Annotated in this window: 21 protein-coding genes and 1 riboswitch; of the genes, 8 read left to right on the forward strand and 13 right to left on the reverse strand. The window is 68.1% G+C overall.

Annotation, left to right across the window (positions count from 1 at the left end; genetic code table 11):
* Window positions 1-115: 115 nt before the first annotated feature.
* From ACFVVI_RS33600 to glpK (ACFVVI_RS33610), 3 genes are all read right to left on the reverse strand, one after another.
* Window positions 116-865: an SDR family oxidoreductase gene (locus ACFVVI_RS33600; protein ID WP_387448781.1), complete on the reverse strand. Its 750-nt coding sequence runs from the start codon at window positions 863-865 to the stop codon at window positions 116-118.
* Between the two features lie 179 nt (window positions 866-1,044).
* Window positions 1,045-2,724 (reverse strand): glycerol-3-phosphate dehydrogenase, encoded by a 1,680-nt coding sequence (gene glpD, locus ACFVVI_RS33605; protein ID WP_387448784.1) that lies wholly within the window; start codon window positions 2,722-2,724, stop codon window positions 1,045-1,047.
* A gap of 33 nt (window positions 2,725-2,757) precedes the next feature.
* Entirely contained in the window at window positions 2,758-4,260 is a 1,503-nt protein-coding gene (glpK, locus tag ACFVVI_RS33610; protein WP_378996963.1) for a glycerol kinase GlpK, read from the reverse strand.
* 133 nt (window positions 4,261-4,393) lie between these two features.
* Between glpK (ACFVVI_RS33610) and ACFVVI_RS33615 the strand changes: the two genes are divergently transcribed.
* Both ACFVVI_RS33615 and glpK (ACFVVI_RS33620) read left to right on the forward strand, forming a co-directional pair.
* The gene (locus tag ACFVVI_RS33615; RefSeq protein ID WP_387448789.1) at window positions 4,394-5,146 is read left to right on the forward strand and encodes an IclR family transcriptional regulator; all 753 of its coding nucleotides are present in this window, start codon (window positions 4,394-4,396) and stop codon (window positions 5,144-5,146) included.
* A 91-nt stretch (window positions 5,147-5,237) separates the two neighbouring features.
* A complete protein-coding gene (gene glpK / locus ACFVVI_RS33620; protein ID WP_387448792.1) occupies window positions 5,238-6,734 on the forward strand; it encodes a glycerol kinase GlpK in 1,497 nt (498 codons plus the stop codon).
* Window positions 6,735-6,857: 123 nt separating this feature from the next.
* Here the strand turns inward: glpK (ACFVVI_RS33620) and ACFVVI_RS33625 are convergent, their stop codons facing one another.
* From ACFVVI_RS33625 to ACFVVI_RS33640, 4 genes are all read right to left on the reverse strand, one after another.
* Window positions 6,858-7,019: a hypothetical protein gene (locus ACFVVI_RS33625; RefSeq protein WP_387448795.1), complete on the reverse strand. Its 162-nt coding sequence runs from the start codon at window positions 7,017-7,019 to the stop codon at window positions 6,858-6,860.
* Between the two features lie 64 nt (window positions 7,020-7,083).
* Window positions 7,084-8,235, reverse strand: coding sequence for an MFS transporter (locus ACFVVI_RS33630; RefSeq protein WP_387448840.1), 1,152 nt, complete (start codon window positions 8,233-8,235; stop codon window positions 7,084-7,086).
* Between the two features lie 231 nt (window positions 8,236-8,466).
* Window positions 8,467-9,684, reverse strand: coding sequence for an NADP-dependent isocitrate dehydrogenase (locus ACFVVI_RS33635; protein ID WP_067447965.1), 1,218 nt, complete (start codon window positions 9,682-9,684; stop codon window positions 8,467-8,469).
* 286 nt (window positions 9,685-9,970) lie between these two features.
* Window positions 9,971-11,464, reverse strand: a complete 1,494-nt coding sequence (locus ACFVVI_RS33640) for an MFS transporter (RefSeq protein WP_378996972.1) — start codon at window positions 11,462-11,464, stop codon at window positions 9,971-9,973.
* Window positions 11,465-11,598: 134 nt separating this feature from the next.
* Between ACFVVI_RS33640 and ACFVVI_RS33645 the strand changes: the two genes are divergently transcribed.
* The 3 genes from ACFVVI_RS33645 (at window position 11,599) to ACFVVI_RS33655 (ending at window position 15,037) form a co-directional block, all read left to right on the forward strand.
* Window positions 11,599-12,321: a TetR family transcriptional regulator gene (locus tag ACFVVI_RS33645; RefSeq protein WP_379314511.1), complete on the forward strand. Its 723-nt coding sequence runs from the start codon at window positions 11,599-11,601 to the stop codon at window positions 12,319-12,321.
* A 64-nt stretch (window positions 12,322-12,385) separates the two neighbouring features.
* A riboswitch (SAM riboswitch) is annotated at window positions 12,386-12,496 on the forward strand.
* Between the two features lie 82 nt (window positions 12,497-12,578).
* On the forward strand, window positions 12,579-13,895 hold the full coding sequence (locus tag ACFVVI_RS33650) for a bifunctional o-acetylhomoserine/o-acetylserine sulfhydrylase (protein WP_387448799.1): 1,317 nt from the start codon (window positions 12,579-12,581) through the stop codon (window positions 13,893-13,895).
* Complete coding sequence (locus ACFVVI_RS33655; protein ID WP_378996978.1) at window positions 13,892-15,037, forward strand: homoserine O-acetyltransferase; 1,146 nt, start codon at window positions 13,892-13,894, stop codon at window positions 15,035-15,037. The genes ACFVVI_RS33650 and ACFVVI_RS33655 overlap by 4 nt, the downstream gene beginning before the upstream one ends.
* 4 nt (window positions 15,038-15,041) lie before the next feature.
* Here the strand turns inward: ACFVVI_RS33655 and ACFVVI_RS33660 are convergent, their stop codons facing one another.
* The gene (locus ACFVVI_RS33660) at window positions 15,042-15,677 is read right to left on the reverse strand and encodes a TetR/AcrR family transcriptional regulator (protein WP_378996980.1); all 636 of its coding nucleotides are present in this window, start codon (window positions 15,675-15,677) and stop codon (window positions 15,042-15,044) included.
* A 140-nt stretch (window positions 15,678-15,817) separates the two neighbouring features.
* Between ACFVVI_RS33660 and ACFVVI_RS33665 the strand changes: the two genes are divergently transcribed.
* Window positions 15,818-16,765: an oxygenase MpaB family protein gene (locus ACFVVI_RS33665; RefSeq protein ID WP_387448804.1), complete on the forward strand. Its 948-nt coding sequence runs from the start codon at window positions 15,818-15,820 to the stop codon at window positions 16,763-16,765.
* Between the two features lie 47 nt (window positions 16,766-16,812).
* Here ACFVVI_RS33665 and ACFVVI_RS33670 read toward each other — a convergent pair whose 3' ends face one another.
* The gene (locus ACFVVI_RS33670) at window positions 16,813-17,139 is read right to left on the reverse strand and encodes a DUF3017 domain-containing protein (RefSeq protein ID WP_235569656.1); all 327 of its coding nucleotides are present in this window, start codon (window positions 17,137-17,139) and stop codon (window positions 16,813-16,815) included.
* Window positions 17,140-17,185: 46 nt separating this feature from the next.
* On the opposite strand from ACFVVI_RS33670, the gene ACFVVI_RS33675 reads away from it, so the two are divergent.
* The gene (locus ACFVVI_RS33675) at window positions 17,186-17,668 is read left to right on the forward strand and encodes a tRNA (cytidine(34)-2'-O)-methyltransferase (protein WP_379301651.1); all 483 of its coding nucleotides are present in this window, start codon (window positions 17,186-17,188) and stop codon (window positions 17,666-17,668) included.
* Window position 17,669: 1 nt separating this feature from the next.
* Here ACFVVI_RS33675 and ACFVVI_RS33680 read toward each other — a convergent pair whose 3' ends face one another.
* The 4 genes from ACFVVI_RS33680 to ACFVVI_RS33695 all read right to left on the reverse strand — a co-directional run bounded on the left by ACFVVI_RS33680 (window position 17,670) and on the right by ACFVVI_RS33695 (window position 23,299).
* On the reverse strand, window positions 17,670-17,894 hold the full coding sequence (locus tag ACFVVI_RS33680; RefSeq protein ID WP_378635378.1) for a DUF167 domain-containing protein: 225 nt from the start codon (window positions 17,892-17,894) through the stop codon (window positions 17,670-17,672).
* Entirely contained in the window at window positions 17,854-18,906 is a 1,053-nt protein-coding gene (locus ACFVVI_RS33685) for a DUF4349 domain-containing protein (protein WP_387448808.1), read from the reverse strand. Before ACFVVI_RS33685 ends, ACFVVI_RS33680 begins: the two co-directional genes overlap by 41 nt.
* A 221-nt stretch (window positions 18,907-19,127) precedes the next feature.
* Complete coding sequence (locus tag ACFVVI_RS33690) at window positions 19,128-22,787, reverse strand: error-prone DNA polymerase (protein WP_387448811.1); 3,660 nt, start codon at window positions 22,785-22,787, stop codon at window positions 19,128-19,130.
* A gap of 56 nt (window positions 22,788-22,843) precedes the next feature.
* The gene (locus ACFVVI_RS33695; RefSeq protein WP_378635369.1) at window positions 22,844-23,299 is read right to left on the reverse strand and encodes a hypothetical protein; all 456 of its coding nucleotides are present in this window, start codon (window positions 23,297-23,299) and stop codon (window positions 22,844-22,846) included.
* A gap of 132 nt (window positions 23,300-23,431) precedes the next feature.
* On the opposite strand from ACFVVI_RS33695, the gene ACFVVI_RS33700 reads away from it, so the two are divergent.
* Entirely contained in the window at window positions 23,432-24,388 is a 957-nt protein-coding gene (locus ACFVVI_RS33700) for an SDR family NAD(P)-dependent oxidoreductase (RefSeq protein ID WP_387448814.1), read from the forward strand.
* The last annotated feature ends 43 nt before the right edge of the window (window positions 24,389-24,431 follow it).

Genomic DNA, 24,431 nt, shown 5'->3' on the forward strand with positions numbered 1-24,431 from the left:
GCCCCGTGTTGTTGCCTCGCCGGCCCCACCCCCCCCCCCACGTCTGGGGGGGCCGGCCCGCCAACCGCCGCTGCGCGGCGGCCCCTCCTCGAGGTCGGGGGGTGCGGGGCTGGTTTCAGATCAATCTTCGGACAACCGGTAGCGGCAGGGTGCGCAGCGCGAAGCCCAGCGGTACCCACGGCCAACCGGGCACGTAGGCATTGGCCCGACGTTTCTCGATCGCGGCGACCATGGCGTGCACGCCGGTTTCGGTGTCCACCATGAACTTCGGCTGATGCTTGACGCGATCGTTCATCTCCGAGCGGATGTAGCCGGGGTAGATCACCGAGACGTCCACGCCCGCAATCGCCTCCGCGCGAACCCCTTCGGCCAGCGCCGCGACGCCCGCCTTGGTCGCCGCGTAGGTGGTGAGCGTCTTGGGCATGCCGCGCAGGCCCGAGATCGAGGAGATCATCACCAGGTGGCCGCGGCCCTGCGCGCGGAAGATCTTCAGCGCCGCCTCGCTCTGGGCCAGGGCGGCAAGGAAATTCACCACCGCGGTCTCGCGATTGGCCTTGTGATGGCCGGTGCCCAACGGCGCGCCCTTACCCAGTCCCGCGTTGACGATCACACGGTCGACGGTGCCGAATTCCTCGGCGAACTCGTCGAAGACGGTGAACACCGCCGCATCGTCGGTGACATCGAGTTGCTTCACCGAGACGACGCGTTCGGGATGGTCGGCGAGGATCTGCGTGCGCAGTTCGTCGAGACGCTCGGTCCGGCGAGCACACAGGCCGAGGTCGTACCCGAGCGCGGCGAACTGGCGCGCCATCTCGGCGCCGAGTCCGGAGCTGGCGCCGGTGATCAGGATGGTGCCCCGGCTCACGACAGCGCCGGGGTTCGTCGGGGGGTGATTCGCGATTCCATGTGCCCACGCTAGCCACCACGCGGCACGGAGGTCGAGGATCGGCGACTACGTTCGCCTGCCCGATGCGCCACAGCACCGCGGTGACCCACTCCTTCGCGTGTGCGAGGGCTGCGATGCCGCGGTGCTGTCGGCGGAGTTCAGCGGGCTGCGACCAGTCTGGCGGCGTTGGCGGCGGCGTCGTCGCCCGCTTCGTTGGCGGCCAGCTCCGCGTGGACCCGGTCGTAGTAGCGGTTGATCTCGGCGTTGGTGGTCTCCTCGTTCCAGCCGAGCAGCGGTGCGATCAGGCGGGCGACTTCCGGCGCGGCGGCGAGGCCGCGATCGGGGACCTCGATCGAGATGCGGGTGCGGCGGGTGAGGATGTCGTCGAGGTGCAGGGCGCCCTCGTGGGTGACGGCGTAGACGATCTCGGCGGCGATGTAGTCCGAGGCGCCCGGAAGCGGGTGGCGCAGGGCGGCGTCCGCGGCGATGAGGCCGAAGATGTCGGTGCTCAGGGAGCCGTAGCGGCCGAGCAGGTGTTGCACCACGTCGACGGGCAACCGCTGTGACACCGACAGGTCGGTCACCTCGGCGAGCATGTCGAAGTAGCCCGCCGCGCCGACGATGGGCAACTGCGCGGTCGCCGAGGCGGGGATCTCCCCGCCCAGGCGCGCGGCGGCGGCGTCGACGACATCGGCGGCCATCACCCGGTAGGTCGTGTACTTGCCGCCCGCGATCACGAACAGGCCCGGCGCGGGTTCGGCGACGGCGTGTTCGCGCGAGAGCTTCGCTGTCTCCTTCGTGGCGCCGGTCATCAGCGGGCGAAGGCCCGCGTAAGTGCCGACGATGTCGGCCCTGGTCAGCGGCTCCCGCAGCAGCGCGTTGACGTGGTCGAGGATGTACTGCACGTCGGCGGCGGTGGCCGTCGGGTGGTTCTTGTCCAGCGCCCATTCGGTGTCGGTGGTGCCGATGATCCAGTGTTCGGCCCACGGGATGACGAACAGGACCGACTTCTCGGTGCGCATGATCATGCCGGTGTGCAGGTTCAGCCGGTCGCGCGGCACGAGGATGTGCACGCCCTTCGACATCTGGACGTGGAACGGGAAGTCCACGCCGGTCATCTTGATCATGTCGTCGGTCCAGACGCCGGTCGCGCTGATCACGGTACGGGCCCGAATGGTGTGTGTCAGACCGGTTTCCAGGTCTTCGACACGCGCGCCGACGACCTTCTCGCCGTCACGTTCCAGCCCGATCACCTTGGTCCGGGTCAGCACCGTGGCGCCGTTCTCGGCGGCGGTCCTGGCGATCATCATCGTGTGGCGGGCGTCGTCGACCTGCGCGTCGTAGTAGCGGATGGCGCCGGTGAGCGCGTCGTCACGTAGCGCGGGCGCGAGTTCCAGTGCGCCGGAACGGGTCAGGTGCTTGTGCATCGGGACCGTGCGCGCGCCACCGAGGGTGTCGTAGAGGGCGATACCGGCGCCGATGTAGGCGCGCTCCCACACCCGGTGCTGGAGCGGGAACAGGAACGGCACCGGGTGCACCAGGTGCGGTGCGAGCGTATTCAGCAGTAGCCCACGTTCTTTGAGCGCCTCGCGCACCAACGCGAAATCCATCTGTTCCAGGTAGCGCAGGCCGCCGTGGATGAGCTTGGACGAACGGCTCGAGGTGCCTGCGGCGAAATCGCGTGCCTCGACCAGGGTTACCGACAGGCCGCGCGAGGCGGCGTCGAGCGCGGCGCCGGCGCCGGTCACGCCACCGCCGATGACCAGGACATCGACCTCGGCGGTGTCGAGCGTGCCGACAGCCTGCTCACGGTAGGTGGGGTCCAGTTGCACAGACACGATGATCTCCTTCTCGAAAGTATCGGGGGTGACTCAGATTTCGGCCCAGTCGAGCGTGCGCTCGACGGCTTTGAGCCAGCGGCGGTAGCCGTGTTCGCGTTGCTCCGCGGACCAGGTGGGGTACCAGCGGACGTCTTCGGACCAGTTGTCGAGCAGTTCGCCGGTGCCGCTCCAGAAACCGACGGCCAGTCCGGCGGCGTAGGCGGCGCCGAGCGCGGTGGTCTCGGCGACGACCGGTCGCGAGACCGGGACGCCGAGCAGGTCGGCCTGGATCTGCATGGCCAACTGGTTCACGGTGACGCCGCCGTCCACCCGCAGCGTCGCCAGTCGGACCCCGGCGTCGCGCTGCATGGCCTCGACCACGTCGCGGGTCTGGTAGGCGATGGATTCCAGGGTGGCCCTGGCCAAGTGGGCGTTGTTGCTGTAGCGCGAGAGCCCGACGACCGCGCCGCGGGCATCGGGTCGCCAGTACGGCGCGAACAGACCGGAGAAGGCAGGCACGAAGTACACGCCGCCGGAGTCGGCCACCTGCCCGGCGAGGTCTTCGATCTGCGCCGCGCCCGCGATGATGCCCATCTGGTCGCGCAACCACTGCACGGCCGACCCGGTGACCGCGATCGACCCCTCCAGCGCGTAGGCGGGCTTGTCGTCGCCGAACTGATACGCGACCGTGGTGATCAAGCCGTGGTTCGAGCGCACGATCTCCGTGCCGGTGTTGAGCATCAGGAAATTGCCTGTGCCATAGGTGTTCTTGGCCTCGCCGGGCTGGAAACACACCTGCCCGACACCCGCGGCCTGCTGATCGCCGAGCACGCCCGCGATGGGCACCGAGCCTTTGAACGGGCCGTCGGGCTTCGTCGTCCCGAACAGTCGCGGATTCGCCGACGGCGCGATGGCGGGCAGCATGGCGCGCGGGATGCCGAAGATCGCGAGGAGGTCGTCGTCCCAGTCGAGGGTTTCGAGATCCATCAGCATGGTGCGCGAGGCATTGGTGGGGTCGGTGACGTGCACGCCGCCGGTGAGGTTCCAGATCAGCCAGCTGTCGAGGGTGCCGAACAGGGCGTCACCACGCTCGGCATCGGCGCGCACGCCCGCGATGTTGTCCAGGATCCACTTCAGCTTGCCGCCGGAGAAGTACGGCGCGGGCGGCAGGCCGGTCTTCTCGCGGATGAGCGCGCTGTGCCCGGCGGCGTCGAGGTCGGCGATGATGCGGTCGGTGCGGGTGTCCTGCCAGACGATGGCGTTGCCGTAGGGGCGGCCGGTGTGGCGGTTCCAGACAACGGTGGTCTCACGCTGGTTGGTGACGCCGATGGCGGCGAGGTCGTCGGCCGTGAGATCGGCGAGCGAGAGGGCGGTCTTGACGACGGTGCGGGTGCGTTCCCAGATCTCGTCCGGATTGTGTTCGACCCAGCCGGGGCGCGGCATGATCTGCGAGTGTTCGAGCTGGTGGCGGGCGACCACGGTGCCCCTGTGGTCGAAAACCATGAATCGCGTCGACGTCGTGCCCTGGTCGATCGCGCCCACGTACCGGTTCATCTTCTCGCCTTCCCGGACCTCGTCGTCGAGTCCGCCGTTCGGGCACCTGTGCCCGAAGCCCACGCTAGGAACGCGCGGACACGGGCACCACAAGCAGCGTTCGACAATGCTGAACGGTGGTAGGTTCGGGCCCATGCCCGGCCCGATCCAGTCGATCGAACGCGCCGCCGCCGTGCTGCGGCTGCTGGCGCGCGGACCGGGGCCGCTGGGCGTCGGCGAGATCGCGGCCGCGCTCGACCTGGCCAAACCCACCGCGCACGGCATCCTGCGGACGCTGCTCGGGGTCGGATTCGTCGGCCAGGACGCGCTCACCGGCAAGTACCTGCTCGGCCCCGCGATCGGCGAACTCGGAACCGATCGGCTCGACGTGAACGAGTTGCGCTCGCGGGCGATCCATCGGGCCGACGCCCTCGCCTCGCGCTCCGGGGAATCGGTACGGATCGCGGTAGCGCGGGATACCGGGATCACGGTGATCCACCACGTCTTCCGGCCCGACAACAGCGAGCAGGCCCTGGCAGTCGGCGAGGTACTGCCCGCCCATGCGACCGCACTCGGCAAGGTCCTGCTCGCCTACGACGCCGCGGCGAAAGTCGGTGCGCTCCAGGCATTCACCCGGCGGACGATCACCGAACGCGACCGACTCGACCGCGCGATCACCGAGGTGCGACGGCGGGGCTGGGCAGACGAAGTCGAGGAGTACCGCTCGGGCGAAGCGGGGATCGCCGCGCCGATTCGAGCCAGAGGTGGCCTCGTCGTCGCTGCCATCGGCATCACCGGTCCGACGGATCGGCTGTGCGACAACCGTTTACAAACCCGACAGGCCACGGTCGAGCAGGTGCGCGCCGCCGCTCTCGCGGTGCACCGCGATCTGACGGCAGCGCAATGAACTGTGCCACCACGCTTTTCGCTGCGACAGCCCCCGTGAACAGGCGTGCCGCTACCGTGACACCCCGCACCGCCGACGAAAGCAGCTGCCGATGACGCAACGCTTCGTGCTCGCGATCGATCAGGGCACCACCTCGAGCCGGTGCATCGTCTTCGATCAGCACGCCCGGCTGGCCGGAATGGCGCAGCGGACCCACCGTCAGCATTATCCCAGGTCGGGCTGGGTGGAACAGGACGCGCTCGAGATCTGGCGGACGGTGGAGCGGATCGTGCCCGCGGCGCTGCGCGATGCCGGGATCACCGTCGAACAGGTGGCCGCGATCGGGATCGCCAATCAGCGCGAGACCACCGTTGTCTGGGATCGGCACACCGGTTTGCCGGTTCGGCTGGCCATCGTCTGGCAGGACGTACGCACCGAAGAGCTGGTCGATCAGATGAGGGAATTGCCTGGAGCACACCGCATTACCGAGTTGAGCGGGCTTCCCCTTGCCACGTATTTCGCCGCACCTCGCCTGCGCTGGCTACTCGACAATGTCGACGGTCTGCGCGCCAGAGCCGAACGCGGCGACGTTCTCTTCGGGACCATGGAATCCTGGCTCATCTGGAATCTGACCGGCGGCGCCGAGCACGTCACCGACGTCACCAACGCCGGCCGCACCCTGTTGATGAATCTCGCCACCCGCCAGTGGGACGCGGAACTGCTGCGGTTCTTCGACATTCCGCCCGCCATGCTCCCCCGCATCGAACCGTCGACCGGCGATTTCGGCACCGCGAGTACCGTCGTCCCCGGCGTGCGGATCGGCGCCGCCCTCGGCGACCAGCACGCGGCCCTGTTCGGCCAGACCTGCTTCGCCCCGGGCGAAACCGAATGCACCTACGGCACCGGCGGCTTCCTCATGATGAACACCGGCACCGAACTGATCCGCTCCCGGCACGGCCTGCTCACCACCATCGGCTACCAGGTCGGCTCCGAACCGGTCTACGCCCTCGAAGGGCCGATCGCGGTCACCGGATCTCTCGTCCAGTGGCTGCGCGATATCGTCGGCCTGATCGCCACCGCACCCGAGATCGAAACTCTCGCAAGCACAGTCGACGACAACGGCGGCTGCTACCTGGTCCCCGCCTTCTCCGGCCTCTACGCCCCGCACTGGCGCAGCGACGCCCGCGGCCTGCTCATCGGCCTGACCTCCTACGTCACCAAGGGCCACCTGGCCCGCGCCGTCCTGGAGGCCACCGCCTGGCAGACCCGCGACGTGGTCGAAGCCATGAACGCCGACGCGGGTCTCCAGGCGAAGTCCCTGCGGGTAGCAGGCGGCATGGCCTCCAACAACCTGCTCATGCAGATCATCGCCGACGTCCTCGACACGCCGGTCATGCGCCCGCTGGTCACCGAAACCGTCTCCCTCGGCGCCGCCTACGCGGCGGGCCTGGCCGTCGGCTACTGGCCCGATCTCCAAGGCCTACGTCGCAATTGGAAGGTCGCCGCCCAATGGATACCGTCGCCGGACCGTCGAATACGCGAAGAAGAATACGAACGCTGGCAACGAGCCGTCCAACTCAGCGTCGGCTGGGCCCGGCCCGCCGACTGAACCGCCGAGGTAGACACAACTCGCGCGTCAGCCGAAGAGTTCGTCGGTACGAGTGGCGGTGACCGCCTGCGTCAACCACGCGTCGAGCTGGTCGAGGTCGGTACACGCGGCGAGCTGCGCCCGCTACGCGGCGGACAGCTCGAGCCCGCGGGCAGTCAGCACGGTGAGCACCGCGTGCGCAGCAGTCTCGGCGACCTTCGCGTCCACCTCCGCGAGCCCCTCCTCGCGCCCCTTCGCCATGTACTTGGTAGCGATGCGGCCGCGATATTGAGGCGTGCTCTCCATCAGTTCCTCCAAGCGTTGGCTCGGCATGTGGGGCACTGTATGCCGAGGTACGCAAGGGCCCCAATCAGTTACGGCGTGTTTGCGCCGACCGGCGTTGCAGGAAAACCGTGAGGGTGAACAGGAGGACGCCGACGACGGCCAGGAGCGCGCCGACCATGGCGGGGGCGGTGTAGCCGAGGCCCGCGGCGATGACGAGGCCGCCGAGCCAGGCGCCCGCGGCGTTGGCCATGTTCAAGGCGGCGTGATTGAGGGCGGCGGCGAGGGTTTGGGCGTCGGCGGCTACGTCCATGAGGCGGGTTTGGAGGCCGGGGGCCAGGGCCGCGCCCGAGGCGCCGACGAGGAAGGCGCCGATCGCGGCGGTGACGGGGTTGTGCGCCGCCAGGACGAACCCGGCCAGGATCACGACCATCGCGATCATGGCGACGAAGATCGAGCGGTCGACGCCGCGGTCGGCGAGGATGCCGCCGCCGATATTGCCCACGATCATGCCGAGACCGAACAGCGCCAGCACGATCGGCACCGCGCCGATGGGCATGCCCGCGACATCGGTCATGGTGGTGGCGATGTAGGTGTAGACCGCGAACATGCCGCCGAAGCCGATCGCGCCCACGGCCAGGGTGAGCAGCACCTGCGGGCGTCGCAGCGCCCCGAGTTCGGTTATCGGGTTGGTGATCTTCATGCTGGTCAGCGCGGGGACATAGCGCCACAGAGCGGCCACCGTGGCCACGCCGATCACGGCGACGACCACATAGGCGTCACGCCAGCCCAGGTGCTGACCGAGCCAGGTCGCGCCGGGCACCCCGATCACATTCGCCACGCTGAGCCCGAGCATCACCGCGGCCACGGCCTTGGCTCGCTGCCCCACGGGCGCGAGCGTGGCGGCGGCCAGCGAGGCGACGCCGAAGTACGCGCCGTGCGGCAGACCGGACACGAACCGCGCGAGCACGAGCGTGCCGAAGGTCGGCGCGAGCACGGTCCCGATATTGCCGAGCGTGAACGCGACCATCAACACGATCAGCAACTTCTTGCGCGCCACCCGCGCGCACAACGCGGCGATCAGCGGCGCACCCACCACGACCCCCAGCGCGTACGCCGACACCGCGTGCCCGGCCGACGGCTCGGAGATATCGAAGGCCCGCGCGATATCGGGCAGCAACCCCATGGTCACGAACTCGGTGGTCCCGATCCCGAATCCACCCAGCGCCAACGCGAGCATCGCCGGGACATGCCAGCTGGTGCGTGGCACGTCGAGACGATCGGGGGCTGCGATGGAAGAAGTCACGCTTCCATGCAACGGGCACGACTACCCATTAGCTACCCGAAACGAGCGTGAGTTACCCCACCGTGGGAACAACCGCCGGGTACGGACGCAAAAGCGCTCGCATCGGATTCGATGCGAGCGCTTTCTCACAGCCGTGCAGGTTCGCGGTTGCGAACCGGGGCTATCTCACTTCAGAGCGCGAGCCAGGTTGACGTCCAGCGCGCCGAGGAATTCCTCGGTGCTCAGGTAACCCTGGTCGCCGCCGACGAGCGCGGCGAGGTCCTTCGTCATCTGACCACCCTCGACGGTCTTGATGACCACGTCCTCGAGCGCCTGCGCGAAGCCGATCACCTCGGGGGTGTTGTCCAGCTTGCCGCGGTGTTCGAGGCCACGGGTCCAGGCGAAGATCGACGCGATCGGGTTGGTCGAGGTCGGCTTGCCCTGCTGGTGCTGACGGTAGTGCCGGGTGACCGTGCCGTGCGCGGCCTCGGCCTCACAGGTCTTGCCGTCCGGGGTGAGCAGCACCGAGGTCATCAGGCCGAGCGAGCCGAAGCCCTGGGCCACGGTGTCGGACTGCACGTCGCCGTCGTAGTTCTTGCAGGCCCAGACGTAGCCGCCCTCCCATTTCATGGAGGAGGCGACCATGTCGTCGATCAGGCGGTGCTCGTAGGTGAGGCCCGCCGCGTCGAACTCGGCCTTGAACTCGGCGTCGAAGACTTCCTGGAAGGTGTCTTTGAACATGCCGTCGTAAGCCTTGAGGATGGTGTTCTTCGTGGAGAGGTACACCGGGTAGTTCTGCTGCAGGCCGTAGTTGAACGAGGCCCGCGCGAAGTCCTCGATGGACTTCTTGAAGTTGTACATACCCATGACGACGCCGCCGTCCTCGGGCATCTTCACGACCTCGTGGATGATCGGCTCGCTGCCGTCTTCCGGGGTGAAGGTCAGCGTGACGGTGCCCGCCTCGTAAACCTTGAAGTCGGTGGCGCGGTACTGGTCGCCGAAGGCGTGACGGCCGATGATGATCGGCTTGGTCCAGCCGGGCACCAGCCGGGGCACGTTGGAGATGATGATCGGCGCGCGGAAGATGGTGCCACCCAGAATGTTACGGATGGTGCCGTTGGGCGAGCGCCACATCTTCTTGAGGCCGAACTCTTTCACCCGCGCTTCGTCGGGGGTGATGGTGGCGCATTTCACGCCGACGCCGTACTTCTTGATGGCATTGGCCGCGTCGACGGTGACCTGGTCGTCTGTCTTGTCGCGGTACTCGATGCCGAGGTCGTAGTACTCGAGATTCACGTCGAGATAGGGATGGATCAGCTTGTCCTTGATGAACTGCCAGATGATCCGGGTCATCTCGTCGCCGTCGAGTTCTACAACGGTGCCTTCAACCTTGATCTTGGACATGGATCTTCGTGTCCTCCTCGGTGGGTGCCCTTATTGCACGGCTAGGCGAACACGCTTGTGAGCGGACCCCAGCAGTTCCAACAGACAACGTATATGCCCCGCGTTGTCTGCGGGACGTGTGGTGCAAACAAGACGAGCGTACTGCTGTCCCCCACCTCACCGCGACGGGAGGCCCCACTGTGCGGGACAGCCCTGCCGGCCCGCCTGTCATCACCCGATCGGGCCTTGACCGGCTACTGAGTGGTAACAAGAGGCCCGCGTCGTAGCGCGGGCCTCGTCGAGAAGGTCAGACCGCGACGGGTATCGCGGCCGCGTGTTCGTCGCCTTCGATCAGGTTCTCCGGCTTGTCGCGGATCATCACCGCGATCACCACGGCGGCGGCGAGGAAGAAGCCGGCGCCGATATAGAACGCGACGTCGTAGCTGTAGATCGAGGCGCGTTCGATCAGGTGGTCGACGGTCGGGTTGTCGGTGACGTAGTTCTCCGCGGCCTGCACCGACAGGGTGGTCAGCAGGGCGGTGCCGACGGCGCCGCCGACCTGCTGGGCGGCGTTGAGCAGGGCACTGGCGACACCGGAGTCCTCGGCGTCGACCTGATGCAGGGCCACGGCCTGCATCCCGACGAACAGCGGGCCCATCCCGAGCGCCATCAACAGCTGCGCGGGCAGCACGCTCAGCGCGTACCCGTCGCCGTAGCTCAGTTGTGCCAGCCACAGCAGTCCCACGACGCCGAGCAGCGCGCCGACCACCATGAGCGGACGCGGCCCGAACTTGGGCATCAGCGAACTGGTGATGCCCGCCGCGATCCCGATGCCCACGGGGAACGGCAGGAACGCGATGCCTGCCTTCAGCGGCGAATAGCCCAGGGTGTTCTGGTAGTAGAAGCTCAGGAACAAGAACATGGCGAACATCGCGATCGGGATCAGCAGCGCGGCCAGCAAGGCGCCGCCGCGATTGATCTCACCCGGAATTCGCAGTGGCAGCAGCGGGTTCGCCGAGCGTGCCTCGATGAAGACGAACGCGATGAGCAAGGCGAAGCCTGCCCCGAGCAGGCCGAGGGTGCTGCCCGCCAGCCAACCGTGTTCGGCGGCGCGACTGAATCCGTAGACGATCGACACCAAGCCGAATGTCACGGTGACGGCGCCGGGCAGGTCGTAGCCGCCGGTTCTGGGCACCGGGATATCGCGCGCGATCACCGCCACCGCACCGGCTACCGCGATGAGCGCGATCGGCGTGTTCATCAGCAGCGTCCACCGCCACGACGCGAATTCGGTGAGCGCGCCGCCGACGATCAGCCCGAACGCGATGCCACCGGCGGTGATGCCGGCGAACACCGCGAACGCGCGGGCCCGTTCCTGCACGTCGGTGAAGATCACCGACAACAGCGACAAGGCCGCGGGGGCGAGCAGCGCGGCGAACGCACCCTGCAGACCTCGGCCGACGAACAACTGCGGACCGGTCTGCGCGAGCCCCGCCAGCGCCGACGCGGCGGCGAAGCCGACCAGGCCGACCAGGAAGATCCGGCGCCGGCCCAGATAGTCGGCCATCCGTCCGCCGAGCAGCAGTAGGCCGCCGAAGATGAGTGTGTACGCGGTGAGCGCCCACTGTTTGTCGCCGTCGCTGATCCCCAGGTCACGCTGGGCATAGGGCAGGGCGATCGTGATCACGGTGGCGTCGAGCACCACCATCAACTGGGCGGCGGAGAGCACGACCAGCGCCCACCACCGCATCGAACTCTGTTGGGAATCAACATGTTTCGTCTCTATCTCGGTGCTGGTCACCAGGACTCCTCGTCACTCGATCAGTGTGGACCAATCCTGGCACTGTGAGACAATTGGCGTCAAGAGAAAAATGTCTGACTGCGCCAATTGACCTAGTTGGACAGATAAAGCGGCCGACACGGTAGGCTGGTCAAATGCTGGACTCGACCACTCCGATCAGCGCCGACCGGACGACCGAACCGGCTGCCGGCGCGCCGCTGGGCCTGCGCGAGCGCAAGAAACTCCAGACCAAGGCCGCGATCGTGGCGGTCGGACTCGACCTGTGCGACAGCCAAGGGTTCGACGCGACGACGGTCGAGCAGATCGCCGCGGGTGCCGATGTGTCCCCACGCACCGTCAACCGGTACTTCGCGCTCAAGGAAGACATCGTGCTTGCCCCGATCGACGACTTCGGGGTCTCCGTCGCCGTCGCGCTGCGCTCCCAGCCGAACACCGGCAACGAACTCCAGGCACTGTGCGGCGCCTACCTGGAGGTGGTCCAGGCCGAGGCGGATGCGGACGGTATCCGGTTCATCCGTCAGTTCCTGCAGATGCAGCGGATCATGCGCACCAGCCAGTCGGTCAACGCGCGCGCGCTGGAATACGCGGAGAAGAAGAACGTCGCGGTGTGCACCGAACTCGCGCAGCGGATGGGCACGTCACCGGAGGACTTCACGGTGAAGCTGGTGGCCGGGATCTGGCAGATGCTGTGCCATCTCTCGGTCGCCGATACCGAACAGGCACTGCTGAGCGGGTCACCGACGGTAGCCGTTCGGGTCACGCGCGACGCCGTGCTGCGCGCCTACCACGGCTTGCGGCAGGTCTGTGGCGCACCGGTGGACGACACGCCAGGCTTCGGCACACCGTCCGGCGAGTGATCTTCGGCGGGAAATGCGGGGGAAGTTTCCGCCCGCGGGAGATCTCCGGTTAACATGACGGCAAGGTCATGAGTACCAGCGCCAAGCCCCGGCTCGCTGGTCGGCAACCCTCCAGCTGCGGTGGGGTGCTCCGGGTGATGACCGGGCTCTCGAAAGTCGAGAGCAAGCGCGCACTGCAGGAGGCCCCCATGTGTTGTTGCCAGTCGATCCGACCCAGTTGACGAGATCCCCCGGCTGACACCCATTTGGAGCACGACATGACTGACTCTTCCCTGCCCGAGAACTGGTCCTTCGAGACCAAGCAGGTCCACGCGGGCCAAGCTCCCGACGCGAGCACCAACGCGCGGGCGCTGCCGATCTACCAGACCACCTCCTACACCTTCCGCGACACCGATCACGCCGCCGCGCTGTTCGGTCTCGCCGAGCCGGGCAACATCTACACCCGGATCATGAACCCCACCCAGGACGCGGTGGAGCAGCGCGTGGCCGCACTCGAAGGTGGCGTCGCGGCGCTGCTGCTGGCCTCGGGCCAGGCCGCGGAGACCTACGCGATCCTGAACCTGGCGAGCGCGGGCGACCACATCGTGTCCAGCCCGCACCTCTACGGCGGCACCTACAACCTCTTCCACTACTCGCTGCCCAAGCTGGGAATCACGGTCTCGTTCGTCGAGGATCCCGATGACCTCGCGCAGTGGGAAGCCGCGATCCAGCCGAACACCAAGGCGTTCTACGGCGAGACCATCGCCAACCCGAGCAGCGCGGTGTTCGACATTCCCGGCATCGCCGGTGTCGCGCACGCGAACGGCCTTCCGCTGATCGTGGACAACACCGTCGCCACCCCCTACCTGATCCAGCCGCTGGCCCACGGCGCCGACATCGTCGTGCATTCGGCGACGAAGTACCTGGGTGGGCACGGTGCGGCCGTGGCGGGCGTGATCGTCGACGGCGGCACCTTCGACTGGACGGTGCGCGACGCCGACGGCAACGCGCGCTTCCCCGGCTTCACCGAGCCCGACCCCAGCTACCACGGTGCGGTGTTCGCCGATCTGGGCGCGCCCGCGTTCGCGCTGAAGGCTCGCGTGCAGTTGCTGCGCGATCTGGGTGCCGCGGTCTCGCCGTTCAACGCGTTCCTCATCGCCCAGGGCATCGAGACGCTGAGCCTGCGGGTCGAACGGCATGTCAGCAATGCCGAGGCGGTCGCGGAGTTCGTCGCCGAGCAGCCGGGCGTCGACGCGGTCTTCTACGCGGGCCTCGAGTCCTCGCCCTGGTACGCGCGAGCCAAGGAGCTGGCGCCCAAGGGCGCGGGCGCGATCGTGGCGTTCGAGCTGGCAGGCGGCGTCGACGCGGGCAAGAAGTTCGTGGACGCGCTCAGCCTGCACAGCCATGTAGCTAACATCGGTGATGTGCGTTCACTCGTGATTCACCCGGCGTCGACCACGCACTCGCAGTTGACGCCCGAAGAGCAGCTGGCGGCCGGCGTCACTCCCGGCCTGGTCAGGCTCGCGGTGGGCATCGAGGGAATCGACGACATTCTGGCCGATCTGCGGGCCGGGTTCGCGGCGGCGACGACGTGACTGTGAGCACCGAATCGCCGATCGCCCGACCAGGAACCGGGGTGGCCCTGCTGCCGCCGCCGGACGGGCGCGTCGGCCTGGTCGCCATCGGGGATGTGGCGCTGGAGAACGGCGCCGTCGTCCCCGATGTGCGGCTGGCGGTGCAACGCTGGGGCGAGCTCTCGCCCACCCTGGACAACGTGGTGCTCGTCGAACACGCGCTCACCGGCGACTCCCATGTCGTCGGTGGGCCCGACGGGGCGCCCGGCTGGTGGGAGGGCATGGTCGGGCCCGGCGCGCCGATCGACACCGACGAGTGGTGTGTGATCGCGACCAACGTGCTGGGCGGCTGCAAGGGCAGCACCGGCCCGTCCTCACTCGCCTCCGACGGAAAGCCATGGGGCGCGCGGTTTCCCGAGCTGAACATCCGTGACCAGGTGAAAGCCGAAGCGCAGTTGTTCGAGGTGCTCGGGATCGAGCGGCTCGGCGCTGTCGTCGGCGGCTCGATGGGCGGCATGCGGGTGCTCGAGTGGATCATCGGCCTGCCGGAGCGGGTCAGCGCCGCGCTCGTGCTGGCCGTGGGCGCCCGTGCCACCGCCGACCAGATCGGCACCCAGACCACCCAGATGGCCGTCATCACGGCCGATCCCGACTGGCAGGGCGGCGACTATCACGGCACCGGTCGCGCGCCGATGACCGGTATGGGCCTGGCCCGGCGGATCGCGCACCTGACCTACCGCACCGAGGGCGAACTCGATCACCGCTTCGCCAACAAGGCACAGGGCGACGAGGACCCGTGGACCGGCGGACGGTACGCGGTGCAGAGCTACCTCGAGCACCAGGCCGACAAGCTGTGTTCGCGCTTCGATCCGGCCACCTATGTACTGCTCAGCGAGGCCATGAACCGCCACGACGTGGGGCGCGGGCGCGGCGGCGTCGCCGCCGCGCTGGCCTCCACTGCGGTGCCGTGCGTGGTCGGCGGAGTCGACTCGGATCGCCTGTACCCCCTGCACACCCAGGCCGAGCTGGCCGAAGGACTGCCGGGCTGCGCGGGTCTCGAGATCGTGCACTCCCGCGACGGGCACGACGGGTTCCTCACCGAGGCGGCCGCCGTGTCGAAGCTGCTCACCGAGACGATGCGCTTGGCGCGGGAGAACCGCTGAGCCGTCAGGGTCCGGTCAGCAGAGTGACGATCGAGCGAACGTAGGCCTGAAGTCGTTCGCGCGGATACTCTTCCGGCTCGCTGACCCCCAGCCGACCGAGCATTTCGGCGATGGTGAGGGTCGAGTTCGCGAGTAGTCCGGCATCCATGCCCGACCATCGCGGCAGCACGGAGATGCCCATGCGGACAAGCGATTCCGCGCGCTCCAAGATTTCGGCGCGCGAAGCACGAAGCGCCGCACGGTATTCGTCGGGCGCACTCGCCGGGGTGGCGAGGATCAGCCGCCAGCGGGTCGGATTCGCCAGTGCCACACCGACGAACGCTTCGACGGTCGCCGAGGCGGCAGCCAACGGATCGGCGCCGAGCAGGTCTTCGGGCAGCGTGTCGGCGATCTGATCCAGTCCGCGTTCCCGTTCGCGTTCCAGCAGCGCTTCGACGAGTTCGGCGCGGGTCTTGAACACCGTGTACAGGACAGGTTTTCCGACGCCCGCCTCCTGCGCGACGGCCTCCATGCTCAACTCGTGCAGTTCCATCCGGCCCAGGACCGTGAACGCGGCGTCGAGAAGTTGCGCGCGGCGCTGCTCCGGCGGCAGGCGCGGCGCATAGCGGCGTCGAGGTCGCTGCTCCTGCGTCGAGGTCACCGCCCACCTGCCTTTCGCTCGCCGACGATACCCGCCGACCCTGTCGGCACAAATCCTACGCAACCGTTGTATTCACGTCGAGCCATTGCTACGGTGGTGTTGTATTCAACTGTTTCTCGCACTGCAAAGGGGCATGTGCAATGGCTTTCGATGCGTCGACTCTGCGTCGCGACGACTACGGCTTCTTCGGGCCGGATTCCCCCACCTGGAAGGTGTGGGCGGCGCCGACCGCGCTGATCGGATTCCAGCGCGCAGTCACCCTCGAGCACTTCGATCCGTTCCTGACCGCCGCGGTCGCCGATTCACACGGGATCTACGACAATCCCGCCACCCGCCTCGACCACACGCTGTCCTACTTCCTGCTGGTCGCGCTCGGTGACGGCCGCACCGCCATCCAGGCATCCGAACACCTGATGAAGGTGCACGCGCCGATGACGGGCATCGAACCGATCAGCGGCAAGCGCTACAGCGCCAACAACCCCGACTCCCAGCTGTGGATCCATGTCACCGGGTGGCATTCGGTCCTCAAGGCCTACGAGATGTTCGGACCCGGCCCGCTGAGTCCCGACGAGGAGGACCGGTACTGGGCCGAATGCGTGATCGCCGCCGAACTGCAGACCTGTAAGCCCGCGGATGTACCGCGCAATCGGGCCGAGGTGCGCGCCTACTTCGAACGCGTCCGGCCGCAGTTGTGCGTCAGCGAGCGGGCCGTGGAGGCCATGCACTTTCTGCTGTGGCCGTCGGTGAGCAAAGGCATGACGTTCGCCGCCGGCGGTCGGGTGCTGTCGCTGGCGACGATCTCGACGCTGCCTGCCTGGATGCGCGAGCTCGGCCGATTCGACATGCCCCGCGTTGTCGATGCCTCCGTGCGTGTCCCGGGGAAGGCGATCGTCTGGGCGGCCGCACGTCGCGGCAACCGTGGGCTGATCATGGCTGCCCCGTACGTCGCGAAGATGACCGGACAGATCCTGGCTGCCCACGAGCGCACCGCGCCACCGCGAACCCGGGCGACGATCAGCCCGGGCGATGCTCGCGCGCTCTACGGCAGCAACGGCACCCGCAGCCTGTGGGACAAGACCTCCGCCTGAACCCTGAACCAGAACCGGCCGCGTCGACCGACGCGCCCGGTTCTGTCTCAGCTGACGCCGAGGGTGTTGATCGTGGCGGCCAGGAAAACGATGGCGCTGCCGAGCGCGGTCAGCGCCGCCACGTCGAACGGGCGGCTGCGCACGGCGAGCAATCCCACCTGCACGGTCGGCAGGCACAGCCGGAACGCGGCGGCCACCAGGGCGGCGCTGCCGAAGATCAGCGCGCCGCGACGCCACCGGTCCCACGCGACGAAGCCGACCGCGATCACGATCAGCGCGGTCACCACGGTCATCGGCAGATGACTGCGCAGGTACTGCTCCCCCGCGCTCAACCGCGCGACCCGGTGCTTGCCGGTCGTCTCCGCCTCGTTCACGAGCCCGATTGTTCCAGATACCGCCTGCGCGCGGACGGGGTGGCGCATGACAGAGTGGTCCGCTGTGCTGCACCTGATCTTTCACGAGCCCGTGATTCCGCCCAATACCGGCAATGCGATCCGGTTGGCCGCGGGGACCGGCTGCGCGCTACACCTGATCGAACCGCTCGGCTTCGACCTCTCGGAGTCCAAGCTGCGCCGGGCCGGACTGGACTACCACGACCTCGCGGTGGTAACCGTGCATCCCGACCTGGCGACGGCGTTCGCGGCGATCCGGCCCGGCCGCGTGTTCGCCTTCACCACCCAGGCCACCACGCGTTTCACCGATATCGCCTATCGCGACAACGACGCGCTGCTGTTCGGTACCGAGCCCACCGGTCTGCCCGCGGAAGTACTGGCCGATCCGCAGATCACCGAGCAGGTGCGCATTCCGATGCTGCCGGGGCGGCGGTCGATGAATCTGTCGAACGCGGCGGCGGTGTCGGTGTACGAAGCCTGGCGGCAGCTGGGCTTTCCGGGCGCGGTCTGACTCAGTCGATGTCGAATCGCTTGAACCGTGAGGTGGCGCCGGCGGTCAGCCGAACGGCGGACTTGGCTACGCCGAAATGATCGGCGAGTAGTTCGATCGCGGCCTTGTTGGCCTTGCCCTCGACCGCCGGGGCGCGGACGTAGAGGGTGAGAGTGCCGTCTTCGGCGGTTTCGACGAGTGGGCCTTTACGGCTGTTCGGTTTGATCGTCGCCCGCACTGTGGGCACCGGGGGTCTCCTTCCCGGATGCTGCCGATTCGGGCCCGCCTGATGCGCCGACCTCGGATGCGGTGGCCTCGGATGCGGTGGCTGCCGGTGCGGTAGGCGCGGGAGCGGTGGCTGCGGGTGCGGATGCGGGAGCGGTGGACACGTGCGCTGCGGTGCGACGGCGCCTGCGCAGCAATCGCAGTGCGGCATACAGCAATCCGCCGATCACCGCGAGGAAGCCCAGCCACGGTACGGCCTTGCCGACGAAGACGATCGCGTCCTGCAACCAGTCGATCAGCGAGTGCCAGCCCGAGACGATGCCGTCCCAGAAGTTGTCCGGGTCGCCGGGTGCGTTCTTGTCGTCGGCGGTGAGGGTGATGGTGAGCGTCGACAGCGCGACCTGATCGTCGAGGCTGCGTTTCTGCGCGGTGAGACTGTCGAGTTCGCCCTGCCTGCTCGACAGTGCCTCCTCCGCGGCGATCAGGTCGGCGGTGTTGGTGGCGCTCGTGATCAGCGCTTTGAGCCGGTCGACGGAGGCTTGCAGGGCGCGGATGCGGGCGTCGAGGTCCTGCCACTGCATGGTGACATCGTCGCGGTTGGTGCTCACCCGGGTCACCGTGCCCACCCCACCGAGCCCGGTGATGAAGGCGTCGGTCTTGTCGGCGGGCACCCGCACACTGAGCACGGCCCGAGCGGCACGCTTGTCGGTGCCGGGCTGTTCGGTGCGGCTGTCGATCCGGCCGTCGACGGCGCGGACCTGCTCGGTGACGGTCGCGGCGGCGGCGATCGGGTCCCCCGAGGTGACATCCACCGACCCGGTGATCACCTCTTTCCGGTTCGACTGGTCCGTCGGCGCCGGGCTGTCCTGCTGCGGGGCGCCCTCCCGGAAACCGGGCGTCACCGCGGGAGCGGGTCCGCCCATGACAGTGGGCGAGGACGCCTTACCGGCACGGTCCTCGCTGTCGTCGTCGCCGCACCCCACCAGGAACACGAGTCCGAGCAACGCGATCATCACCACGGCAAGCTTGCGCATGTTCGCAGCGTAGTGCGTCAGCGGACCCCCGGCTGGCGTTCAACTCGGCGGACACATCGCCCCATGCGTGCACACCCTGAGCCGGGTAGTCCCTGTATGTCTCTACCCAAAGGGGCCCGCCCCGATCTGGACTGACCGGAGGGTGCGACGAAGGAGTACCCGGAGGGAGGGAAGATCGGGGCCTCAGGGGCCCCGCTCGAGCGCGCCAGCGCTCCAAAATCTCAGCGGAAGTCGCGGGAGCGGGCGACGATGGTCAGGTCCAGGTGTTCGAGGTGGTCGGCGACGACACTGGCCGCCCCCTCGGCGTTCTGGATGCGGCCGCGAACGAGCAGGGCGGTGGCGTTCTGGGCGAGGCGGCGGTAGCGGGTCCACAGGCCGACCGAGCAGACGACGTTGACCATGCCGGTCTCGTCCTCGAGGTTGAGGAAGGTGACACCCGCGGCGGTGGCGGGGCGCTGACGATGGGTGACGGCGCCCGCCACCAGGATGCGGGCGCCGTCCTCGACGAGCAACAGATCGCACGCGGGCACCACCCCGAGTGAGTTCAAATGGGCGCGAAGGAATTCGGTGGGATAGGAGCCCGGCGAGATGCCGGTGGCCCAGACATCGGCGGCGGCGAGTTCGAGCGCGCTCATGCCGGGCAGCGCCGGGGCGACAGTGGCTGGACCGGTGCCGGGGAGGCGATCCGGACGTTCCACAGCCGCCGCGCCCGCCGCCCACAATGCCGCCCTGCGCACGCTGCTGCCACGCGAATCCTTTGGCACAGCTGAATCCGGCGGGCCGTAACCTTGTTCGAGCACTCGATGATCCGTGTCCAAAGCTCGCGCGGCAGGTGTTGCTGCCCAACTCCGGCTGTCGCCGGTGAACGGTTCGTGCGTCGCAGCGCCGGCAGCGCGCGGTTCGGTATCGACCAGAACGTCCAGCGCTCCCGCCGTGGCGAGCGATTCCGATTGGGCGACAGTGAGTTCCACGCACCCGGTGAGGTCGAGCATCGAGGTGAAGGGGCCGCGTTCGGCACGGGCGGCGACGATGCGCTCGGCGAGATCGACGCCGATGTGCCGCACACCCGACAGGCCGAGCCGGATCTCGGTGCCCGCGTTCTCGAGGGTGGGCTCGGCACGGCTGGCGTTGATGTCGGGGCCGTGCACGCGCACCCCGTGCCTGCGGGCGTCGGCGACCAGCGACTGCGGCGAGTAGAAACCCATCGGCTGCGCACGCAACAGCCCGGCACAGAACGCCGCCGGATGGTGCAGCTTGAACCACGACGAATAGAACACGATCGAGGCGAAACTCTGCGAATGACTCTCGGGGAAACCGAAATTGGCGAAGGCGTAGAGCTTCTCGTAGATGCGGTCGGCGAGAGCGCCGGTGATGCCGTGCAGGTCCCGCATGCCCTGGTAGAGGCGGTCCTTCAACTGTTCCATCTTCTCCGGCGAGCGTTTGGAGCCCATGGCGCGGCGCAACTGGTCGGCTTCGGCGGGACTGAAACCGGCCACGTCGATGGCCATCTGCATCAGCTGTTCCTGGAACAACGGAATACCGAGGGTGCGGGCGAGTGAGTTCTCCAGCGCGGGATGATCGCAGACCGGCGCTTCCTTGCCGTTGCGCCTGCGGATGTAGGGGTGCACCGAACCGCCCTGGATGGGCCCCGGCCGGATCAGCGCCACCTCCACCACCAGGTCGTAGAAGGTACGCGGCTTCAGCCGGGGCAATGTCGCCATCTGCGCGCGCGACTCCACCTGGAACACCCCGATCGAGTCGGCGCGCGAGAGCATCTCGTAGACACCGGCTTCGGTGAGATCGAGCGCGTGCAGTTCGACCTGCTCGCCTTTGTGCTCGCGCACCAGGTCGATCATGTAGTGCAGCGCCGAGAGCATGCCGAGGCCGAGCAGGTCGAATTTCACCAAACCGACTGCGGCGCAGTCGTCTTTGTCCCACTGCAACACACTGCGCCCGGCCATCCGCGCCCACTCCACCGGACATACGTCGGCGATCGGCCGATCGCAGATCACCATGCCGCCGGAGTGGATCCCCAGATGCCGTGGCAGACCGTCGAGTTCGCCCGCGAGCTCGAGCACGGCGTCCGGGATATCGGTGCCCGTCTCGGCGGCCACCCCGGACCAGCGGCTCACCTGTTTACTCCACGCGTCCTGCTGCCCCGGTGAAAAGCCCAGTGCGCGTGCGGCATCGCGCACCGAGGACTTGCCGCGATAGGTGATCACATTCGCCACCTGGGCGGCATAGTCGCGACCGTACTTGGCGTAGACGTGCTGGATGGCCTCCTCGCGGCGGTCGGATTCGATGTCGACATCGATATCGGGCGGTCCGTCGCGCTCGGGCGAGAGGAACCGCTCGAACAACAGCTGGTTGGCGACGGGGTCGACATTGGTGATGCCGATGGCGTAGCAGACCGCGGAGTTGGCGGCCGAGCCTCTGCCCTGACACAGGATGTCGCTGTTCTTGCAGAACTCGACGATGTCGTGCACCACCAGGAAATAGCCGGGGAACTCCATCTTCTCGATCACCGCGAGCTCGTGCTCGAGCTGCCGGTACGCCTGCGGGTTCCGCGCCGGCGGCCCGTAGCGCTCGGCGGCACCACGCAGGGCGAGCTCGCGCAGCCACGAGTTCTCGTCATGGTCGGCGGGCACGTCGAACGGGGGCAGCTTCGGGGCGATCAACCCCAGGTCGAACGCGCATTCGCGAGCCAGCACCGCCGCGTTCGCCACCGCGTGCGGGTAGTCGGCGAACAGGTGCGCCATCTCCGCACCCGACCGCAGGTGCGCGCCGCCGGTGGGCGCGAGCCAGCCCGCCATCTCGTCGAGACTGCTCCTGGCGCGGATCGCGGCCAGCGCCATCGCCCGGCGACGCTGCGCCGGAGAGGCGAAATGCGCACCGGTGGTGGCGAGTACGGGAACATCGAGCCGGTCGGCCAGCGCGATCAGCAGCGCGTTGCGCTCGTCATCGGTGGCGATGCCGTGATGGGTGAGCTCCACGCTCATCCGATCGGCGCCGAATCGTTCGAGCAGATCCCGCAGGGCCGCTTCGGCTTTCGGTAGCCGGATATCGCCACCGCGCAGATCGTGTTCGAGCGCGGTGCGCAGGTGGCCTTTCCGGCAGCCGGTGAGGATATGCCAGTGCCCGCCCGCCGCCGCGGTGAGGGCGTCCAGGTCGTATCGCAGAACACCCTTCTCCCCCGCGGCCATATGCGCCGCCGCCATCTCTCGTGACAGCCGCCGATAACCCTCCTGACCCCTGGCGAGGACCAGCAGATGCGGACCGTCAGGGTCAGGAGATCCAGTGCGCGGCACTGAGTCCGGCGCGTTCGCGTGCCCGTTTCGCGGCTCGGCCGAACCGCCGTCAGCCGTGTCCCCGCTCGGCCCATCAGTATCTGCTTCGCGCGCCTGCGTTCGACCCGGCACGAAACGCACCCCGCCCCGAGGGACAGAACGGCGCCGGACCGCATCCCCTCGGCCCGGCGCCGCCTCCGCATCGGTTCCCAGTGACAGTTCGGCACCGAAAACCGTTGGCATTCCCCATTCCCTGGCCGCCTCGGCGAACCGGACGGTCCCGTAGAACCCGTTGTGGTCGGTGAGCGCGAGCGCTTCCAGACCGAGCCGCACCGCCTCCTCCACCAGCTCCTCCGGCTGACTCGCCCCGTCGAGGAAGCTGTAGGCGGAGTGGGTGTGCAGCTCCGCGTAGGGCACCGTCGGGCCGGTCGGCCGGTCGAGCTCGGCGGCGTGGTACTCGCCGCGTTTACGTGACCAGGCCGGACTGTCGCCGCCGTCGCCCGGGTGCAAGTCTTGCGTAGGCCTGCCGCTCGGCTTGCCCGAGAGCACCCGCTCCAGCTCCGACCAGGTCGGCGGACCGTTGCTCCAGCCCATGCACCCGCTCCTCTCACGACCCCCGCATCACGCACCCTTTCCCCTTGGCGGACTACTCAATTCGCGGGCAAGCGCTCCATCGACCGCGATTCCAGCGCCGCCTCCACATGGCTCAGACCGGTGCGGATCACCGCGCCGTAGGCATCGTTGGCGAGCACATCCAGGTGCCCGCGCGCGATGGCCAATTGCATCCGCGCCATCTCGAAGTCACCGACGCGGCGATGACTGTCGGCCAGGTTCAGATACAGCGAGGGCAGGAACCCGCGCAGCCCCTCATCGAGCGGGATGCCCGGCCCGAACACCGCGGCCAGCGCCCGCTGGTCCCACAACAAGGCACCCTCCGGCAACTCCTGCACATCCGCCAGGTGATGCGCCACCACGCAGCGATGCAACGGGTCGCCGCCTTCCCCTATCTCACTCCACAGCCTGGTCAGCGCCGCGCGCGCCGCATCAGGGTCGCCACCGCCGAGCCGCACCGCGGCATAGATGTCCGCCATCCGATCGTCCGCCATGTGCATCAGTATCGCACATATGTTCGAACATTAGCGAGAGCCACTCGAACATATTTTCGAGTTTTCCGGCGACCCTGGCCCTCGAACTTACTTTGGAGTAAGTTCGAGGCAACGAGCTGCAAAGGAGCAGTGATGTCTCAGGTTTCTCCAGGTGAACGGGGCCGCAAGCGGCGCGATCTCACCGGCAGGCATGTCGTGATCACCGGTGCGTCGTCCGGGATCGGACGGGCCGCCGCACTCTCGGTCGCCGACAAGGGCGGTGTGGTGTTCCTGCTCGCGCGCCGCGCCGACGAACTGGCCGCGGTGGTCGCCCAGATCGTCGACGCGGGCGGGCAGGCCTACGGCTACCCGTGCGATGTCACCGACTCCGAATCCGTGGACTCGGCCGTCAAAGCGATCCTCGACCAGCACGGCCACGTCGACATGCTGGTCAACAACGCGGGCCGGTCCATCCGCCGCGCCATCCACCGCTCCACCGATCGCCTGCACGACTTCGAACGCACCATGGCGGTCAACTACTTCGGCGCGCTGCGGATGACCCTCGCGCTGCTGCCACAGATGCGCGAACGCGGCTTCGGCCACATCGTCAACATCTCCAGCGCCGGCGTGCAGGTGGCCACCCCTCGCTTCGCCGCCTACCTCGCCAGCAAAGCGGCCCTGGACAAGTTCACCGAGGTCGCCTCGGTCGAAACCCTCGCCGACGGAGTCACGTTCACCACCATCCACATGCCGTTGGTGCGCACCCCGATGATCGCCCCCAGCGGCGACCAGGGGCCGTCCGAATCCCCCGAGTGGGCCGCGGGCACGATCGTGCGCGCCCTCACCGAACGTCCCAAACGCATCGATGTTCCCCTCGGCACCCTCGCCGAATACGGCGGCATCATCACCCCCAAACTTCGCGACCGCATCCTGCACCGCTACTACCGCGCACTGCCGGATTCCCCTGCGGCCAAGGGCGAATCGGCCGAAGACACCCCGGCCCCCGCACCGGCACCCCGGGCAGATCCGAAAACCCCTTCCGCCGCCCGAAAAGCCACCGGCACCGCCCTGCGCCGCGCGGCCCGCTGGGTACCCGGCACACACTGGTGACCCCCGCGTAGTCACTCGGTTCGTCTCGCACCCACATGGATTC

This window comes from Nocardia sp. NPDC058114 (assembly GCF_042884695.1).
Lineage (GTDB): Bacteria > Actinomycetota > Actinomycetes > Mycobacteriales > Mycobacteriaceae > Nocardia.